Annotated in this window: 18 protein-coding genes; 7 read left to right on the top strand and 11 right to left on the bottom strand. The window is 63.2% G+C overall.

Annotated features, from left to right (window positions below; genetic code table 11):
* Positions 1-12: 12 nt before the first annotated feature.
* Both hpnD and hpnE read left to right on the top strand, forming a co-directional pair.
* The gene (hpnD, locus tag AC1DY9_RS02570) at positions 13-855 is read left to right on the top strand and encodes a presqualene diphosphate synthase HpnD (RefSeq protein ID WP_477665732.1); all 843 of its coding nucleotides are present in this window, start codon (positions 13-15) and stop codon (positions 853-855) included.
* A 133-nt stretch (positions 856-988) separates the two neighbouring features.
* Complete coding sequence (gene hpnE, locus AC1DY9_RS02565) at positions 989-2,260, top strand: hydroxysqualene dehydroxylase HpnE (protein WP_477665731.1); 1,272 nt, start codon at positions 989-991, stop codon at positions 2,258-2,260.
* 95 nt (positions 2,261-2,355) lie between these two features.
* On the opposite strand, the gene AC1DY9_RS02560 is transcribed toward hpnE, so the two are convergent.
* Both AC1DY9_RS02560 and AC1DY9_RS02555 read right to left on the bottom strand, forming a co-directional pair.
* Positions 2,356-2,988: a glutathione S-transferase family protein gene (locus tag AC1DY9_RS02560; RefSeq protein WP_477665730.1), complete on the bottom strand. Its 633-nt coding sequence runs from the start codon at positions 2,986-2,988 to the stop codon at positions 2,356-2,358.
* Positions 2,989-3,016: 28 nt separating this feature from the next.
* Entirely contained in the window at positions 3,017-3,712 is a 696-nt protein-coding gene (locus AC1DY9_RS02555; protein ID WP_457280289.1) for an HAD family hydrolase, read from the bottom strand.
* Positions 3,713-3,745: 33 nt separating this feature from the next.
* On the opposite strand from AC1DY9_RS02555, the gene hemH reads away from it, so the two are divergent.
* Positions 3,746-4,876 (top strand): ferrochelatase, encoded by a 1,131-nt coding sequence (hemH, locus tag AC1DY9_RS02550; protein WP_477665729.1) that lies wholly within the window; start codon positions 3,746-3,748, stop codon positions 4,874-4,876.
* 22 nt (positions 4,877-4,898) lie between these two features.
* On the opposite strand, the gene AC1DY9_RS02545 is transcribed toward hemH, so the two are convergent.
* From AC1DY9_RS02545 to AC1DY9_RS02525, 5 genes are all read right to left on the bottom strand, one after another.
* Positions 4,899-5,894, bottom strand: a complete 996-nt coding sequence (locus AC1DY9_RS02545) for a Bug family tripartite tricarboxylate transporter substrate binding protein (RefSeq protein ID WP_477665728.1) — start codon at positions 5,892-5,894, stop codon at positions 4,899-4,901.
* 161 nt (positions 5,895-6,055) lie between these two features.
* Positions 6,056-7,081, bottom strand: coding sequence for a Bug family tripartite tricarboxylate transporter substrate binding protein (locus AC1DY9_RS02540; RefSeq protein WP_457280286.1), 1,026 nt, complete (start codon positions 7,079-7,081; stop codon positions 6,056-6,058).
* Between the two features lie 24 nt (positions 7,082-7,105).
* The gene (locus tag AC1DY9_RS02535; protein WP_457280285.1) at positions 7,106-8,611 is read right to left on the bottom strand and encodes a tripartite tricarboxylate transporter permease; all 1,506 of its coding nucleotides are present in this window, start codon (positions 8,609-8,611) and stop codon (positions 7,106-7,108) included.
* Positions 8,611-9,129 carry a tripartite tricarboxylate transporter TctB family protein gene (locus AC1DY9_RS02530; RefSeq protein ID WP_457280284.1) on the bottom strand — a complete coding sequence of 173 codons (519 nt, stop codon included), beginning with the start codon at positions 9,127-9,129 and terminating at the stop codon, positions 8,611-8,613. Before AC1DY9_RS02530 ends, AC1DY9_RS02535 begins: the two co-directional genes overlap by 1 nt.
* Before the next feature lie 144 nt (positions 9,130-9,273).
* Entirely contained in the window at positions 9,274-10,233 is a 960-nt protein-coding gene (locus AC1DY9_RS02525; RefSeq protein WP_457280283.1) for a Bug family tripartite tricarboxylate transporter substrate binding protein, read from the bottom strand.
* 408 nt (positions 10,234-10,641) lie between these two features.
* On the opposite strand from AC1DY9_RS02525, the gene AC1DY9_RS02520 reads away from it, so the two are divergent.
* The 3 genes from AC1DY9_RS02520 (at position 10,642) to AC1DY9_RS02510 (ending at position 13,273) form a co-directional block, all read left to right on the top strand.
* Positions 10,642-11,340 carry a response regulator gene (locus tag AC1DY9_RS02520; protein WP_477665727.1) on the top strand — a complete coding sequence of 233 codons (699 nt, stop codon included), beginning with the start codon at positions 10,642-10,644 and terminating at the stop codon, positions 11,338-11,340.
* Positions 11,337-12,800: a sensor histidine kinase gene (locus AC1DY9_RS02515; RefSeq protein WP_457280281.1), complete on the top strand. Its 1,464-nt coding sequence runs from the start codon at positions 11,337-11,339 to the stop codon at positions 12,798-12,800. Before AC1DY9_RS02520 ends, AC1DY9_RS02515 begins: the two co-directional genes overlap by 4 nt.
* Before the next feature lie 71 nt (positions 12,801-12,871).
* Positions 12,872-13,273 carry an RNA-binding S4 domain-containing protein gene (locus AC1DY9_RS02510; protein WP_457280280.1) on the top strand — a complete coding sequence of 134 codons (402 nt, stop codon included), beginning with the start codon at positions 12,872-12,874 and terminating at the stop codon, positions 13,271-13,273.
* A gap of 126 nt (positions 13,274-13,399) precedes the next feature.
* On the opposite strand, the gene AC1DY9_RS02505 is transcribed toward AC1DY9_RS02510, so the two are convergent.
* Both AC1DY9_RS02505 and AC1DY9_RS02500 read right to left on the bottom strand, forming a co-directional pair.
* Positions 13,400-14,158, bottom strand: coding sequence for an aspartate/glutamate racemase family protein (locus tag AC1DY9_RS02505; RefSeq protein ID WP_457280279.1), 759 nt, complete (start codon positions 14,156-14,158; stop codon positions 13,400-13,402).
* 161 nt (positions 14,159-14,319) lie between these two features.
* Complete coding sequence (locus AC1DY9_RS02500; RefSeq protein ID WP_457280278.1) at positions 14,320-15,213, bottom strand: transporter substrate-binding domain-containing protein; 894 nt, start codon at positions 15,211-15,213, stop codon at positions 14,320-14,322.
* Positions 15,214-15,469: 256 nt separating this feature from the next.
* Between AC1DY9_RS02500 and AC1DY9_RS02495 the strand changes: the two genes are divergently transcribed.
* A complete protein-coding gene (locus AC1DY9_RS02495; protein WP_477665726.1) occupies positions 15,470-16,681 on the top strand; it encodes a D-amino acid dehydrogenase in 1,212 nt (403 codons plus the stop codon).
* A 3-nt stretch (positions 16,682-16,684) separates the two neighbouring features.
* On the opposite strand, the gene AC1DY9_RS02490 is transcribed toward AC1DY9_RS02495, so the two are convergent.
* Together AC1DY9_RS02490 and AC1DY9_RS02485 are read right to left on the bottom strand one after the other, a co-directional pair.
* Positions 16,685-17,608 (bottom strand): LysR family transcriptional regulator, encoded by a 924-nt coding sequence (locus AC1DY9_RS02490; protein ID WP_457306945.1) that lies wholly within the window; start codon positions 17,606-17,608, stop codon positions 16,685-16,687.
* 53 nt (positions 17,609-17,661) lie between these two features.
* Entirely contained in the window at positions 17,662-18,525 is an 864-nt protein-coding gene (locus AC1DY9_RS02485; protein ID WP_457280275.1) for a LysR substrate-binding domain-containing protein, read from the bottom strand.
* Positions 18,526-18,592 lie beyond the last annotated feature (67 nt).

Genomic DNA, 18,592 nt, shown 5'->3' with positions numbered 1-18,592 from the left:
GACAATTACCGTATGACGCCTGAGCAATATGTCCAGCAAAAAGCCGCCGCATCCGGCAGCAGTTTCTATTACGCCTTCCTGTTTTTACCCAAGGAACGGCGCGCCGCCATCACCGCGTTCTACGCCTTTTGCCGCGAAATCGACGACGTCGTCGACGAAATCACCGACCCCGGTGTAGCGCGCACCAAGCTCGCCTGGTGGCAAGGCGAAGTGCTAAACGCCTATGCCGGCACCCCGACGCATCCGGTGATGAAAGCGCTGATGCCGCACGCCCCAACTTACCGCATCGAAGCGCGCCACCTGCAGGCTGTCATCGACGGCTGCCAGATGGACCTGGAGCAGAACCGCTACCTGGATTTTCCCGGCCTGCGGCAGTATTGCCACCTGGTGGCCGGCATCGTGGGCGAAGTGGCGGCGCGCATCTTCGGCCAGACCGACGAAGCCACCACCGCCTACGCGCACAAACTCGGCCTGGCGTTCCAGCTCACCAATATCATCCGGGACGTCGGCGAAGACGCGATGCGCGGCCGCATCTACCTGCCCGTCAACGAGCTGCAGCAATTTGACGTGAAGGCGCATGAGGTCCTCAAGCGCCAGTACTCCGACCGCTTCAGCGCGCTGATGAAATTCCAGACCGACCGCGCGCTGGCACTTTACGACGAAGCGCTGGCCATGCTGCCCGAAGCCGACCGCCGCGCCCAGAAACCCGGCCTCATGATGGCCAGCATCTACCGCACCCTGCTGCGCGAAATCGCCGCCGACGGCTACCAGGTGCTGCACCAGCGCGTCAGCCTCACACCGCTGCGCAAATTCTGGTTAGCGTGGAAGACCCAGGCCTTCGGCAAAATCCAATGAGCCCCCACGCTCCCCACTTCGTGTGGTTCGCAGCCCCCCGCGGGGGCGCTGCGCCTGCGGTCTGGCAAAGCCAGTCCCGCGGCCCCGGCTGGTATGGAACTCGCGCAACCCCCGGCCTGCAAGCGTGCCCGTCATGAGAGTCGCCGTGATCGGCGCCGGCTGGGCCGGCTGCACTGCGGCTGTCGAGGCCACGCGCCTGGGTTATCAGGTCACGTTGTTTGAGGCCACCCGCATCGCCGGCGGGCGGGCGCGCCGCGTTGGCGGCACTGTGGCAGGCAAGCCGGTCGTGCTCGACAACGGCCAGCACATCCTGATTGGCGCTTATGCCGAAACGCTGCGCCTGATGAAGGACCTGGGTGTCGACGCAGAAACTTCCTTGCTGCGGCTGCCGCTGACGCTGCGGTTTCCGGACGGCAGCGGCCTGAAGCTTCCGCAACTGCCGGCCCCCCTCGATGCGCTGGCCGGCATCCTCCTGGCGCGCGGCTGGTCCTGGGCCGACAAACTTTCGATGCTCAAGGTCGCCGTTGGCTGGCAGCTCGCGAAATTCAAGTGCGACCCCGGCGTGTCGGTGGCCGACCTGTGCCGCAGCCTGTCACCCGGTGCCATGGCCTCATTGATCGAGCCCCTCTGCGTCTCGGCGCTGAACACCCCTGCAGAGCGGGCCAGCGGCCAGGTTTTCCTGCGCGTTATGCACGACTCGCTGTTTTCGGAAAGCGGCGGTTCCAACCTCTTGCTGCCGCGCGCCGACCTCAGCGCGCTGCTGCCCGACGCCGCCCTGCGCTGGCTGGCGGCCCAGGGCAGCACCGTGCGGCTGGGCGCCCGCGTGCAATCCATTGCGCCCCTCGGTTCCAGCTGGGTGGTCAACACCGACATCAGCGCAGCCTTCGACTGCGTGGTGCTGGCCTGCCCGCCCCATGAAGCGGCGCGGCTTGCGGAAGACAGCGGCCTGCAACCCGGCGACTGGCTGGCGCAGGTGAAAGGCCTTCAACACGAAGCGCTGACCACGGTCTACGCCTGGGCGGCAGGCGTGCGCCTTGAGCAGCCCATGCTGTCCTTACCCGCCGATGCGACCGCACCCGCGCAATTTGTGTTCGACCGCGGGCAACTGGGCGGACCCACCGGCCTGCTGGCTTTTGTGATCAGCGCCAGCACGGGCGATGGCGCGACGCTTGCCGCGCAGGTGCTGGCGCAGGCGGCCCAGCAACTGGGCCTGGACACCTTGCAGGTGGTGCAAACCATCGTGGAAAAACGCGCGACTTTTGCCTGTACGCCAGGCTTGCTGCGTCCGGCCACTGATGTGGCGCCTGGCCTTTACGCCTGTGGCGACTACATCGCCGGGCCTTATCCGGCCACGCTGGAAGGCGCCGTGCGCTCGGGGCTGGAAGCGGCGCAGCGCCTGCATTGATCTGCCCCGGCACATCCGCGCTCCGCGGTCATTGCGGCCACGTCACCCGTATTGCTATCAATTAAATAGCTGTTTGCGCAAAGCCACAAAGGGTTTCAGGCACTTTTCGCCATCAATCTCACTGCACGGTACGCCGGACGCGCAAGACAGCGCTTGAGCCACTCGTCCACTGCCGGGCATTGCGCCATCAGACCGGCAGCACCCTGAATCCACGCCAGCACGGAAGCCACGCAGATATCGGCCGCCGTAAAGCGTTCACCCGCCAGGTAGCTGCGCGACTGCAAATGCTGCTCAAGCACCCGCAGTGGGCCCAGCAGATGCCGCTCGGCGTCCTCGGCCAACTGGGGCTTGCGGCGCTCTGCCGGCATCATGATGCGATGCATCAGGAACGCCAGGGCGTCTTTCTCGCACTCGGTCACCACCCAGAAGCTCCAGCGCAGGATGTCTGCCTGCTCCGCAGGGTTCTGTGCGGCAAGGCCTGGCGCATCGTTTTTTTTGAATCGCTCGGCCAGGTAAAGCACGCAGGCCATGGACTCCCAGACCAGAACCCCATCGTCGTCCACTACCGGGATGCGGCCGTTCGGGTTGATGGCGAGAAATTCCGGCGTGCGCGTGGCGCCACCCACATACGGCAACGCAACGTGCTCATAGGTCAGGCCCATTTCCTGCGCTGCCCACAGGGGGCGCGCTGCGCGTGAGGCAGCTGTGCCGTAGATTTTGAGTGTCATGGAAAGCGCCTCCTGAAAGTCAACCCGTTCAGCGCGGGAACAAATCGCACAGCTCGGTCAGCGTGGTCACTGTTTCGTGCGGCACCGCGGGGTGTGCCCACATCTGGTCGGAGCGATTCACCCACACCGTCTGCATGCCGCAATTAAGCGCGCCCAGCACGTCCAGCGTGGCGTCGTCACCCACATGCAATACTTCCTGGGGCTGCACCTCCACGGCCCCAGCTGCCGCATGAAAAATGCGCGGGTCGGGCTTGCCCACACCGAACTGCTGGGCGCTGATGGCCGCCCTGAAATAGCGGCCTATACCGATTCGTTCGACGTCCGCGTTGCCGTTGGAAACCGCCACCAGCGGGTAACGCCCGGACAGGAATTCCAGCGCCAGCACCGCGTCTTCAAACAAGGTGACCCGGTTGCGCTCTTCAAAGAAGACGTTGAACGCGGCTTCCGCCAGCAACGGGTCTTCGCCGGAGCGGTACAGCGCCACCCGTATCGCCTCCCGGCGTATCGCGCTCAGGTTGTATTTGAGCTCCGGGCGCGAGCGTGTGACGTGCTCCCGGATCTCATGGCGCGCCGCCGGATTGGAGAACAGCGCCGCGGTCATCGGTGCATGCTGGCTGAGCCAGTCGTCCAGTGCTTTCTCGGCCCTTTCAATGGCAGGCCAGATGGGCCACAGGGTGTCATCGAGGTCAAGTGTGATGGCTTTTATGGTGGACAGGTCAAGCATAGGCAGCGTCAATGGGATAGGCGAGAATAACCCATGTCTTTTCGCTCGCGCATCCTCACACCTTTCAACCCTGAGCCCCCCTTCACGCACGGTGCAGCGCCGGCCACGCCCACGGCCTGCGGCACGGCCGTCCTGCTCTGCAACCTGGGTACGCCCGATGAGGCGACGGCACCGGCATTGCGCCGCTACCTCGCGGAGTTTTTAAGCGACCCGCGCGTGGTGGAGATCCCCAGAGCGCTCTGGTGGCTGATCCTGCACGGAATCATCCTGCGCGTGCGGCCCAAAAAGTCCGCGGCCAAGTACGCCAGCATCTGGATGAAGGAAGGCTCGCCGCTGCGGGTGTGGACGCAAAAGCAGGCTGTCATGCTGCGCGGTTACCTGGCAGTGCGCGGACTGCCCGTCGAGGTGCGTTACGCCATGCGTTACGGCCATCCATCCATCGCCTCGCAGCTTGACCAGCTCAAGGCCGACGGCGTCATGCGCATCCTCATCCTGCCGGCCTATCCGCAATACAGCGGCACCACCACCGCCAGCGTCTTTGATGCGGTCTACACCTGGGCGGCGCGCATACGCCGCATCCCCGAGTTCCGCTTTGTCAACCACTACCACGATCATCCCGGCTATATCAGCGCGCTGGCGGCACGCGTGCGCGAACACTGGCGCACCGCCGGCCGCGGCGAACAACTGGTGATGAGTTTTCACGGCGTACCCGAACGCACCCTGAAGCTGGGCGACCCGTATCACTGCGAATGCCATAAAACCGCCCGGCTGCTGGCCACCCAACTGAACCTGCAGCCTGCGCAGTACAAGGTGACCTTCCAGTCGCGCTTTGGCAAGGCCAAATGGCTTGAGCCGTACACCGAGCCCACACTGGTGGCCCTGGCAAAGGCAGGTGTCGGGCGCGTCGATGTAATCTGTCCCGGCTTTACCGGCGACTGCCTCGAAACGCTGGAGGAAATCAACATGGAAGCCCGCGAGGCTTTCCTGCACGCGGGCGGCAAGGAGTTCAGCTACATCCCCTGCCTGAACGACAGCCATGAATGGATTGCGGGGCTTGCCGAGCTGGCGCAGCAGCATCTTTCAGGCTGGCCGGCAGCCGGTGCAGACACCGCGGAATTGGCCAGCACACGCCAGCGCGCGCGGGCCCTGGGCGCCACCCAATAAGCCATATTCCTTGCGGTGGCTATCAAGCCTTGAGCTTGAGCAGCTGCATCATCAGCTGTGTGGTCTTGGTATCAAAGTCGATAAAGTTGGTAAGGTCAGCCCCGGACAGCCAGGACTGCTCCCAATAACTTTCCTTGAGCGTTTTTTTCCAGAGCTCATAGGCCAGCGACGCCTTGACGCCTTCAACCATCTCCGACTGGCGCGCGGGCGTGACGCCCTGGCCGGTGAAGACAGCCCGCCAGTTCGCCATGTCCAGATCCAGCCCCTGCTCTCGCACGGACCGCACACCGTAGCTTGTCTTCTTGGATGACACACCCACCGCGCGCAGCTTGCCGCTGGCCAGTTCTGCGCTGAAAGTTCCGTATCCGGAAACACCAGCCACTGCTTTCCCGGTCAATACCGCATCCACCAGCTCAAAATTGCGGGCAAAGGGCAGGTACACCGGGTCTTCAGGGCGGCTACCGGCCGACTTGGCCAGCAGGCCGGCGAACACGTGGTCCACACCCCCAACAGAACCAATCGCCATGGGCGTCAGCCTGGGGCTGGTGCGCAGGCGCTCAGCCAGTTCGTTGACGGTCTTGATGGGCGAGTTGCCAGCGACCACCACCACCAGGTAGTCACTGGTCAGGCGGGCCACCGGGCGGAGCCGGGTCAGGTCCACGGCTGGTTTTTGCAAAGCCACTGCGCCGACCAGGTTGCTGTCGCCCATGAAAAGCGCATTGGGATCGGAGCCGTACTTGCCGGCATACAGGGCCAGCCCCGTGGTGCCGCCGTTGCCCTCCTTGTTTTCGTATTCAATCTCGTCGCTCAGGCCCAGACCGACCAGGGCATCGCCGAGGGCACGGCCCGCTTCGTCCAGCGTGCTGCGCGAGGCGGCTGGTATGACGATGCGCAACCTGGGCGCAAGCTTGCCCTTCACGGCAGCCTGTGCCCACAAGGGTGCAGGGACAACGCCGGCGGCAGCTGCGCCCAGGCAAGAGAGCCCACCGAGAAAAATACGTCGTCGAACAGTCGGCATGAGATTCTCCAGCGGTGGTGGCATGTATCAGGCAACAGGCCGGCATTTGCCGGCTTCCCCAGCAGGTACAGCACTTTCCATGCCATCCATCAGATGGATGCCGGAGAAAGAAAAGGGGTGACCCACGCGGTCGCCCCTTCCGAAAACCCTGCCGCAGAGTGTCAGGCTTTGAGCTTGAGCAGGTGCACCATGACTCGCGAGGTCGTCAGGTCAAAGTCAATGAAGCTGGCAAAACCGGGCCCCGAGAGCAGCGAAGAGTCCCAGTGGTTCTGCTTCAGTGTTTTTTGCCAGGACTCATACCCTGCGGCGGCTTTCACCGCTTCGACCATTTCGGCCTGGCGGGCGGGTGGCACGTTTTGGCCGGTAAACACGCCACGCCAGTTGGCCATGTCCACATCGAGCCCCTGCTCGCGAATCGAGGGAATGCCAAAAACCGTGCGCTTGGACGACACGCCAATGGCACGCAATTTTCCGCTGGCGAGTTCATCGCTGAACTCGCTGTAGCCCGATATGCCGGCCACTGCCTTGCCACCCAGCACAGCCTGCACCACCTCGGCACCGCCGGCGAAAGGCAAATACACCAGTTCTTCCGGTTTGCTTTGGGAGGCTCGGGTCAACACCCCTGCAAACACGTGGTCCACACCACCGGCCGACCCGCCGGCGATCGGCACGTCTTTGGGGTTGGTGCGCAGCCGGCTGGCAAGATCGGCAACGGTACGGATCGGCGAGCTGGCAGCCACCACCACCACGAGGTAGTCACTGGTCAGGCGGGCTATCGGCTGGATGCGAGTCATGTCGACCGCGGGTTTTTGCAAGGCAACCGCGCCCACCATGACCATACCGCCCATCAACAGGGTGTTGGGATCGTTGCCGTATTTTTCGGCGTAATAAGCCAGGCCGATGGTGCCGCCCTTGCCGCCCTTGTTTTCGTATTCAATCTCGTCAGCGGCGCCGACACCCAGCAAGGCCGTACCCAGCGCACGGCCGGTCTGGTCCCAGCCCCCGCCGGCGTTGGCCGGTATCACAATGCGCAGTTTCGAAGTTAGTTTGGCGGCCTTACCTTTTGGAGAAGCGACAGCTGCCGCTGCCTTGGCGGATTGCGCCAATGCAGGGAATGTACTGCCCAATGTGGTCAGGCCCAACCCGGCGAGCCCACCCAATGCGGTGCGTCGTTTGATGTTCAGCATGTCATCTCCTTTTAGTAATAAAACTCAACTTGCAGGTTTTTTCGCCTTCCAGTATTTAGCCATACGCGGAAGCACCAGCACCGCAACCACAATCACGACCAGCGTGATCGACATGGGGCGCTGGAAAAACACGGCGGGGCTGCCTTCGCCAATCGACATGGCATTGCGCAATTGAGCCTCAGCCAGCGGGCCAAGGATCATGCCCACCACCACAGGGGCGGTCGGAAAGTCAAAGCGTCGCATCAGCACACCGAGCAGGCCGATGGCGTACAGCAAAAAGAGGTCGAATGCACTTTGCCGCATGCCGTATGCGCCCACCGTCGCAAAAATCAGGATGCCCGCGTACAGCTGCGGTTTGGGAATTTTCAGCAGTTTGACCCACAGGCCCACCATGGGCAGGTTCAGCACCAGCAGCATCACGTTGCCGATGTAAAGCGAAGCAATCAGCGCCCACACCAGGGCGGCTGACGTGGTGAACAGTTGCGGACCGGGCTGGATGCCGTAGTTCTGGAACGCGCCCAGCAAGATCGCCGTGGTGTTGGAGGTCGGTATGCCCAACGTGAGCAGCGGGATCAGCGCAGCCGTCACGGTCGCATTGTTGGCAGCCTCGGGGCCGGCCACGCCTTCGATGGCGCCTTTGGTGCCGAACTCCGCACTGTGCGGCTGGTTTTGGGCCAGCTTCTTTTCCGTTGCATAGCTCAGGAAGGTCGGGATCTCGGTGCCGCCCGCCGGGATGCACCCGAAGGGCGTGCCGATGGCCGTGCCACGCAACCAGGCGGGGATCGACCGCTTCCAGTCCGCCTTGGTCATGTGCACGCGGCTGAGCTTGTTCTGCTCTTCCACCATGCGGCCTTCATACAGCACCCCATAGAGCACTTCGGCAACCGCAAAGAGGCCCACCGCCACCAACACGATTTCAATGCCGTCCAGCAGTTCCGGGATGCCGCCGGTATAGCGCCCCTGGCCGGAGATCTGGTCGAGTCCCACGCAGCCTGCGGCCAGGCCGACCAGCAGCGCCGTCATTCCGCGCAAGGTGCTTTTGCCCAACACCGCACTCACCGTGGTGAAGGCCAGCAGCATCAAGAGGAAGTATTCCGGTGGACCCAGCTTGACTGCGAACTCGGCCACAAAAGGCGCAAACAGCGTGACGATGACGGTGGCAATGGTGCCTGCCACAAACGAGCCGATAGCAGCCGTGGCCAGTGCCGCGCCCGCGCGCCCGCTCTTGGCCATCTTGTTACCCTCCATGGCCGTCACCATGCTGGCGGTTTCGCCAGGCGTGTTCAGCAGGATGGACGTGGTCGATCCGCCATACATCGCGCCGTAGTAAATGCCTGAGAAGAAGATCATCGAGGCCGTGATATCGACCTTGCCGGTAATGGGCAGCAGCATCGCCACCGCCACCGCCGGGCCGATGCCGGGCAGCACACCCACCGCTGTGCCGAGAGCACAACCCACCAGACACCAGAGCAAATTAACCGGCGTGATCGCTGTCGCGAAACCCGCCATCAGGGCATTGAAAATATCCATCAGATCCACCCCGTGCTGGTCAGGCCCGGCAGATTAATCGCCAGGAATTTCGTGAACATCCAGAACACCGGCGCAGAAATCGCGAAACCCACCCCAAAATCGGTGACCCAGGTAAGCGGCGCATTGACGCTTGCCTGGCCACCCGCACGGCGCAGGCCTTGCACAGCCAGCAAATAACACAGCGTGCAGCTCAGAATAAAACCGATGGTGGTGATGAGGGCGGCATTAAGCAACAAGCCCGCCGAGACCCATACAAAACCCGGCCAGTAGGCCTGCGCCGCACCCGAAGGCAGGTCCAGGTCCCGAAAGCCGCCACTGCGCGCCTCCCAGATGATGAAGGCGCCACAAATGGCGAGGCCCACCGACACCACCCAGGGCAGGAAATTGGGGCCTACACCGCCATAACCTGCCTCGGAAGAAATGCTGATCGCACCAAAGGCCAGCGCCAGGCCGGTCAGCAGCACACCGGCACCGACCAGAGTTTGCGGCCAGACGGCCGAGGGATCTGAAGTTGTCATCGTTATAGTTCCCGAAAGGCGGGGAAGGTTGGCCAGACATGAGCAGTCTGGGGGCACGCGGGCCTTTCGTCAAATTTTCATCAAATTTGACGGAACCGCGTGCCGCTGGTACGCGAAGCGTGGGAAGCGTAAAAACGCGGAAGCTCAGACCATGCCGGACTTGACCATCGTGGCGCGCAGCGCCGCAAAATCGTCGTCCACAAACTTGGCAAATGCCTCGCCTGTCAGTACTGCGGGAGTCCAGTCGTTTTTCTTGACGGCCTCGGCCCAGGCGGGCGACTTGAGCGCGGCCAGCACCATGTCGGTCAGCGCTTTGCGCTGTGCGTCCGTGATGCCGGGCGCGCCGTAGACACCGCGCCAGTTGCCGATTTCGACGTCGATGCCCTGCTCCTTGAGCGTCGGAACATCCACACCGGGGAGGCGTTTGCCCGAAGTCACCGCAATGGCTTTCATCTTGCCGGCCTTGATGTACTCGGCAAATTCGCTGTAGCCGCTACCGCCCACCGTGACGTTGCCGCCCAGGATGGCTGCCGTGGCCTCACCGCCGCCGCGGAAAGCCACATAGTTGATCTTCGAGGGATCGGCGCCGACCTTTTGCGCGATCATGGCGGCCGCGATGTGCTCGGTGGAGCCGCGGGAACCGCCGCCCCACTTGACGCTGCCGGGATCTTTCTTGAGCTGCTCGACCACATCCTTCATGGACTTGAACGGCGAATTCGCGGGCAGCACAAACACGTTGTATTCGCTGGACAGGCGTGCAATCGGGGTGGCCTGCGACAGGCTGACCGGCGGTTTGCCGGTGATCAGGCCGCCCAGCATCACGGCGCCCATCACCATCAAGGCATTAGGGTCACCCTTGGAACCGTTGACGAACTGGGCCAGGCCCAGCGCACCGGCGGCGCCGCCCTTGTTGTCGTAGGTCACGGTGTCGGCGGCCTTGGAGTCCGTCAGGGCCTTGCCCAGGGCGCGGCCCGTGGTGTCCCATCCGCCGCCGGGATTGGCGGGAATCATCATCTTCACGTTGGCGGCGGCGAAAGCCGGCAGGGGCAAGGCGCCTGCGGCCGCCATGGCAGCCAGGGATTTGAGGAAGGTATCGCGACGCATGAATGTCTCCTTGAAAATAGGAATATGAAATTGTTGAGCTTGCCGGGCTGGCGAAGGTATCCAGCCGACCACGGGCTTATCATGCGCTTCGTTTCTGTCAAACGGCTGTCCGCAAGTATTGGGGAAAGTGCTAATGTCTAGGGCCTGTTAACACTATGTTTGCAAATGCGAATGGGGTGAGAAAGCCGCCAATCAAGGCGCGTGACGACGCCCAGACCTTCGTCTGGGCTAGGAGCGCAACGCCGAGTGGCGGCTTTCTCACCCCATTCCCTCCGGGTTGCGATCAAAAAAGCCTTGCGCGGCGTTGCAAAGCCTTGACGGGGTCCACCCCGCCTGCGTTTTGCGCCTTGCTCAAGGCCTTTTTGACTCGCAACGCATCTTGCAAACATAGTGTTAACAGGCCCTAACATGTTGCCCCCCATGAAATTGTTACTGATCGAAGACGATGCCTCGATGCAGGCCGCGCTGCAGCGAGCACTGGGCCGCCGCGGCATGGAGGTTTTCAGCTGCACCGACGGCCGCCAGGCGCTGGCGCAATGGACGGACACCCAGCCCGATGTGGTGGTGCTGGACCTCAGCCTTCCCGGCATGGACGGCTTGCAGGTGCTCGAGCAGGCACGTCTCAAGGGTCTTGCCGCACCGGTGCTGATCCTGACCGCTCGCGGCACGGTAGGTGACCGCATCATGGGCCTGAACACCGGGGCCGACGACTACCTGCCCAAACCCTTCGACCTCGATGAGCTGGAAGCACGCCTGCGTGCCCTGAGCCGCCGGCGTGCGGCAACCGCCCTTCCCATGGAAAACGACGCCGGCGCACAGATCGTGGGCGAGTTGCGCTATGAAAAAGACAGCGGGGCCATCTACCACCGCGACCAGGTGCTGGAGCTGACGCCCCGTGAACTGGCGCTGTTGCAGGCACTGATCGCCAAACCCGGCCATGCAGTGTCAAAAGAGCGCTTGTTCGAGCTGGTGTTTCCCGGCGAGGCGGACGTGCAATACGAGGCGGTGGAAGTGGTGGTGTACCGCCTGCGCAAGAAACTGGCGCAAACCGGCGTCACGCTGGTCACGCTGCGCGGCCTGGGCTATTTGTTGAAAGTGGATGCATGAGCTCCCCGCAGCCGCGACAGGACGTTCAGGCAGTTCCCCCCGCAGCACCCGAAACAAAACCCGGCGCAAGCGCCATCTCCCTGCGCAGATACCTGCTCATCGGCATTCTTTTGCCGGTGGGCCTGCTGGTAGTGGCCAACACCTTCAGCCTGTACCAGCAGGCATTGGGCGCGGTGAACACGGCTTATGACCGTACGCTGCTGGCTTCTGCCAAATCCATCGGCGAGCAGCTCGATGTTACGGGCTACGACGAGCAGTCCGAGCTGCGCGTCACAGTGCCCTACGCGGCGCTGGAAGCTTTTGAAGCTGACAACCAGAGCCGGCTTTTTTACCGGGTCTCCAGCCTCGGCGGCAGCATGGTGTCCGGTTTTTCGGAGTTGCCGTTCTGGCACGGGCGCATCCCGGCACGGCCCCCCTATTCGGCGCTGGTGGATTTTTATGACGACGTCTTCATGGGCGACGATGTGCGGGTCGCGGTTCTGCTCCAGCCCGTGTCCAGTGCAAAAGGCCGCGCCATGGCGGTAATCCAGGTGGCCGAAACCCTGGAACTGCGCAAAACACTGGCCCGCAAAATCCTGTTCGACACGTTGTGGCGCCAGGCCCTGCTGCTGGCGGTGATCGCCTTGGTGGCGATCGTCGTGGTGCAGCGCGCCACCCGGCCCGTACGGCGCCTCAGCGCCGAGCTGCAGGCCCGTCCCGAAGGCGACCTGACGGCAATTACCGCGCCCGATGCGCCCCGCGAACTTCTGCCGCTGGTGGATGCCACCAACGAGGTTATGGGCCGGCTGCAGCACCTGCTGGACAACCAGAAGCGCTTTGTCCGGGATGCGGCCCACCAGCTGCGCACACCGCTGGCGGTGCTCAAGGTACAGGTGCAATCCGCACTGCGCGGCGACATGGATGCCCGTGACGCGCTGGCGGAAATCAACCAGACGGTGGACCGCGCCACCGTCCTGGCCAACCAGATGCTGGCGCTGGCCAAGGTGGAGCAATTGCGCCAGCAGGCTGACCTGCAGGCCATCGACCTGGCGCAGGTGGTGCGCTCTGTGGCGCTGGACCTCTCGCCCCTGATTGCCGAGAAGGACATCGATTTCGAGATAGAAACCGTGCCGGCGCGCGTCACATCGCATGAATGGATGCTGGGCGAACTCACGCGCAACCTGCTGCACAACGCCATCAAGCATACGCCGGCCGGCGGCACGCTGACGGTGCGCATTGTGCGCGATGCAAGCGTTGTCGCCATGACCATCAGCGACAGCGGGCCGGGGGTGTCGGCAGAGTTGTCGGCGCGGCTCTACCAGCCTTTTTCCGCAGGCAACGTGCGCCACGGCTCCGGGCTGGGCCTGGCCATTTGCCGCGAGATCACCGAAACCATGCATGGCAGCATTACGCTGGAAAACCGCGTCGTGCACGGCCGTGTGACGGGCCTGGACGCCACGGTACGCCTGCCCACGACGTGAGAACCTGTTCACGATCCAAACGCGGCGCGATCCTACACAGCGCCCCATGCCTTGGTACAGAATAGGCCCCAATGGACAAATTGCGAATCGACAAGTGGCTGTGGGCCGCCCGCTTCTACAAGACCCGCGCCCTGGCAGTGGAAGAAATTGACAAGGGCCGCGTACGCATCAACGGCATCGAAGCCAAGCCCGCGCGTGAAGTCAAATCCGGCGACACCGTGACACTGCGGCAGGGCCCCTACACCCGTACCCTGATGGTGCGCGGCATCAGCAAGCTGCGAGGCGCAGCGCCGGTGGCCCAGCAGCTCTACGAAGAAACCGAAGAAAGCCTGCGCCTCAAAGCCGAGGCCGCCGAGCAGCGCCGGGTGGCAGCCGATCCGGCCGGCAGCCAGGAACATGGACGCCCCACCAAACGCGACCGGCGCACGCTCGACAAGGCCTGGGACAACCGCTGGAGCGCATCAGCCGATTGAGAGACTGGGAAACTGCCCCGTTTTCGCTATCATTTTTATAGCTACTCGCGCACATTCCCATTGGACTAGAGGCCTATTTGATTCAAAAATTGGCTGTTCTGAGCCATGCAGGATGGTGATGAACGCTCAGGCATACGCTCGCTGCGCCAGCGCCCGCGCCAGCAGGGCCGCCGGATCCACCAGTTCAAGTGAATCCATGCCAGGCACCGCGCTGAGTGCCAGCGGAATCTCGGTGCAGCCCAGAACCAGCACTGAAAGACCGTGCCGCCCTGCAAGCGCGCTGGCCACGCCTGCAAAACATTCACGCGCCAAAGCCATGTTGCCGGCTTTCACGCCCTCATAGATGCCGCGCATCAGGCGTTCACGCTCTTCAACGGAAGGAATGTGGCATTGCAGCCCCGCCTGGCGCAAGGCCTGGTCGTAGAGGCCCGCCCGGTACGTACCCTCGGTCGCCAGCAAACCTACTTGCCCTACCCCGCGGCCGGCCAGGTTTTGCGCGACCTCACGCGCCACGTGCAGCACTTCAAGCTGGGGAAAGCGCTCCTGCAATTCGGCGTGCCACGCATGGGCCGTGTTGCACGCCACCGCGACAGTGGTGGCACCTAACGCGGCGAGTTTCCCCATTGCTTGCAACATGGGATCCAGGGGCTGATGGCCGCCCGGCCCCGGTGAACCCAGCGCGTTGCTGCGGTCCGGCACCGGCACCTGGGCCAGCCAGTGCTCGGGGAATGCCTGGTCAGACACGGGAATCTGCAGCGACCGCATGTGATCCGCGCACGCCTGGACAAACAGCCGCGCAAAGTCCGCGCCGGCCGCCGGGCCCATGCCGCCCAGGATGCCGACCACATGGGCTCTGTGCAGGGCCTGTCTTTCAGTGCTGCTCATGGCTCAAACTCCAAAACAAAATTCAAGGCGCGCACCCACCCACTGGCGCCAAAGGCTCCGGGTTGGGGATTTCTGGGGGAGGAGAAGCTGCGGACCCGATCGGGCGCGGCAGCTGTGAAAGCAGGACGGGGAGCGGCGCGCAGGCGCTCCCCGTCTGGTGCTTACATGGCCGGCTTGTCGCTCAGCGCCTTGAGGTTGGCCTTCAGCTCTTCGCTCATCGGCAGGTTCAGGTTCACGCCCTTTGGCGGGATGGGTGAGGTGAACCACTTGGCGTACATCTTGGCAAAGTCGCCGGACTTGATCAGGCGGATGATCGTGCCGTCCACCAGCTTCTTGAACTCAGGGTCGTCCTTGCGCAGCATGCAGGCATAGGGCTCCACCTGCAGCGAATCACCCACCACTTCCAGCGACGCCGGATTCTTGGAGTTGGCCATCAGGCCGAACAACAGGATGTCGTCCATGGCAAAAGCCAGGGCGCGATCGCTCTCGACCAGCAGCAGCGAATCGTCGTGGTCCTTGCCCAAGATGAGCTGCATGTCGAGCTTTTTGTCGGCGCTGTACTTGCGGATCACTTGCGCGTTGGTGGTGCCGGTCGTGCTGGCCACCGTCTTTTTGGCCAGGTCGGCGTAGTTCTTGATGCCGGATGATTTTTTGACCAGCAGGCGGGTGCCGGTATAGAAGTGGTTGATGGCAAATGCCACGTCCTTGCCACGCGCGCTGTTGTTGGTGGTCGAGCCGCACTCGAGGTCGTAGGTGCCGTTGACCAGCAAGGGGATGCGGTTTTGCGAGGTCACGGGCATGTAGGCGACTTCGAGATTGGGTTTTTTCACCTTCTTGCGAATGTCGTCAATGATGGCTTCTGTCAGTTCTGCCGAAAAACCCACCGAGGTTTTGGACCCGATCAGGTAGCTGAAAGGCACCGAAGCTTCGCGATAGGACACGGTGATCTTGTTGCTGTCGGCGATCTTTTTCAGGGTCGGCACCGTTTGCGCGCCGGCAGTGGTGGCCAGGCCGGCTGTCAGCAGCACGGCGGTCATGAGGATAGTGAATTTCATGCTTGTCCTTTCGGGGGGGGGCGGTGGGTTGGTAGTTTCGGGAAGCTGGCATCGCTAGTGTAGGAACAGCAGCGTCTGGCGTGTCATTCATTTTCGCGGCAAACCCATGACCAAAACTCATGGTTTACCCAGAATCCCTTCGGCCACCCTTCGCAGGAGGGCATAACCACACGTCATGACCCTCGCGCATTCAGCATTGTTCAAACCTGTACCCACTGCGTAAAGTGGCGCTCTTTCAGGGAACAAAGAGGCTTCTATGCATGTGTGTGTGCTCGGTGCAGGAATCGTGGGACTGGCAACCGCCTACAGCTTGCGGCGGGCCGGCCACGAGGTGACAGTGGTGGACCGCGCCAGCCCCGGCAGCGGCGCCAGCGGCGGCAACGGCGCACAACTGAGCTACTCCTACGTGCAGCCGCTGGCAGATCCCGCCATCTGGCGGCAGCTTCCCAAGCTGCTGCTGTCGCCCTCTTCCCCGTTGAAGCTGCGGCCTCGCCTGGATGTGCGCCAGTGGTTGTGGGGCGCGCAGTTTCTGGCGGCCTGCAACAGCAAGACCTCACGCAACACCACCAGCCATTTGCTGTCGCTGGCGGCGCTCAGCCGCCAGTCTTTTGACGCGATGATGGCCGAAGAAAAACTGGATTGCGATTTCTCGGCCACGGGCAAGCTGGTGCTGTACGCCAGCGATGCCGCGTTCGCTGCAGCGCGCCGGCAGATGTTGCTGCAACGTGAACTGGGCAGTACCCAGGAGGCGGTCAGCGCCGACCGCTGCGTGGAGATCGAGCCCGCGCTCAAAAACCGCCACGGACAAATCGCCGGCGCCATCTACACACCAGGCGAGTGTGCGGCCGACTGCCAGAAGACCTGCGATGGCTTGTTCGCGGTGCTGCGCCGGGAAGGCGTGCGCTTCCTGCTGGACACACCCGTCGAGCAACTGGTTGTGCGCGGCAACCTGGTTGCAGCTGTCGCGACGCCGCAAGGCCATCTCGAAGCCGACCGCTATGTGATGGCGATGGGCGCCGGGTCTGCGCGCATGGCACGCACGCTAGGTGTGCACCTTCCGGTCTACCCGCTGAAGGGTTACAGCATCACGGTGGACGTCGCACCTGGCGATGGCGCAGCACCGCAGGTGAGCGTGACCGACAGCGCCCGCAAGGTGGTATTTGCCCGCATCGGTTCGCGCCTGCGCGTGGCAGGCATGGCCGAGCTTTCGGGCTACGACACCGCCGTCGACCCGGCACAGATTGCTTCGCTGAAAGCGTCGACGCAGACAGTGTTTCCGGATTGCAGCCACTTTGAAACCCTGAACCCCTGGGCCGGCATGCGCCCTGCTACTCCCACCGGGCTGCCGGTCATTGGCACGCATGCCAAAGGCCCGGCCAACCTGTTGTTCAACACCGGGCATGGCGCCCTGGGTTTCACCCTGGCGTTCGGCTCTGCGCAGCGCATCAGCCGCATGCTGGAGCGCTGACCTTCAGGCTTTGCGCAACGCGGGAGTTGAAGCGCGCTGCGTCAGGGCTTGCTGAAAACACTTCACAAATGACCGCACGATGACCGAGCCGGGTTTGCCTGCGGGCAACAGCGCATTGATCGGCACCGGGATCAAGGGTTCCAGTTCCAGCAGGTCCACACGCGTCAGATCGGCGGACGCCGCTGTGCACGTGTCAATCACCGCAATGCCCAGCCCGTGGTGGGCCAGCGCCAGCGCCGAGTGGTAGGTCTGCACGGTGATATGGAATTCGAGGCCCACCCCTGCCTCGCGGCAGGCCTGGTTGAGGCTGCGGCCCACCGGGTCCATCACATCAAGCCCGACGACCGGTACCTTGGTGAGGTCCTCAAGCGTGACACTGCCACGCTTGACCAGGCGCGCAGGCAGCATGCCCTTGGGCGCCACGCACACCATGCGGCCGTCGGCCAGGTGTTCCTGTGCCAGCGCCGAATGCGCTGCCGGGCTGAAAAGGAAACCGACATCCCCCTCCTGTAGCGCCAGCGCCGAGATAATTTGCGGCGAATGCAACGCCCGCACGGTAATCGCCACGTCAGCATGCTTGACCCGAAAGAGCTTGATCGCGTGGGGCAGGATTTCGTAGCTGAGCGCCAGCACCGTCAGGATGCGGAGTTCCCTGGCGCTTTCGCCGGTTTTCAAGTTGGCCGCCAGGCGCTGCACTTCATCGAGCTGGGCAAACAGCCGCTCGATGTGCGGGTACAGCGTCAACGCTTCGGAGGTCGGCGTCAGCCGGCCCTTGCTGCGCTGGAAGAGGGCAAAACCCAGCTGCAGCTCGGCATGCTGCAGGATGCGGCTGACGGCGGGCTGGGTGACATTGATCAGGCGGGCCGCCCCGCTGACGCTGCCGGTGAGCATGACCGCGTTGAAGACTTCGATGTGGCGCAGGCGCATGGGTGATTCCGTGGTGCGTGTTCAGGCGGGATGGTGCAGGCTCGGCACAGCAATTATCGTGCGCAGCATGTGCGGGTGATCCAGTCACGAAAAACGCCCATGGCCCCCGTCACGCGCCGGGATTTGAGCCGGGTCAGCCAGTAACTGCCGTTTTCAATTTCCAGTGGAAACGGCCTTGCCAGGCGCCCTTCGTGCAGCTCTCGCGTAAACAGATTCACCGGGAGCAAGGCAACGCCGGCGCCCTGCGCGGCAGCTTCCGCCATGGTCAGGGACGAATCAAACACCGCCCCCCTGACCACCGGGCAGTCCACACCGGCCAGGGCAAACCAGCTCACCCATTCATCGGACCGGTAAGAGCGCAACAGCACCTCACCGGCCAGATCAGCAGGTTCTCGCAGACGGGAAGCCGTTACAGGAGAGCAAACGGGTGACAGCGGCGAGGGAAAAAGCAGGTCGGCTTCGGTGCCGTGCCATGCGCCGTCGCCAAAGCGTATGGCGTAGTCCAGGCCCTCGCCGGCCAGGTCCACGCGGTTGTTGTTGGTGAACAACCTGAAATCAACAAAAGGGTGGACCTGCTGGAACGCCGCCAGACGGGGGATCAGCCAGCCCACGGCAAAAGTCCCGACAGCCCCGACGCTCAGTACCTCCCTAAAGCGGCCATCGCGGAATTGCTCCAGCAACGCGCCGATGCGGCCGAACGATTCCGACAGCGCGGGCAACAGTGCCTGGCCCTCGTCGGTCAGGGCAAGGCCGCGCGGAAGCCGCCGAAACAGGGGAACGCCCATGCGTTCCTCCAGGTTTTTAACGTGCTGGCTGATCGCGGTTTGCGTGACGTTCAGCTCGTCTGCGGCCCGTGTAAAGCTCAGGTGGCGCGCGGACACCTCAAAGGCGCGCAAGGCGTTCAAAGGAAGATGCATCTGTTCAAGCCCAAGATTTACTTATGAGTTGCCTCGATTATTCCCGTTTGCCGGAATTGCAGCCCTT

It is taken from the genome of Polaromonas sp. P1_F6, assembly GCF_056405695.1.
This window is presented reverse-complemented; position numbering and strand designations above follow the sequence as displayed.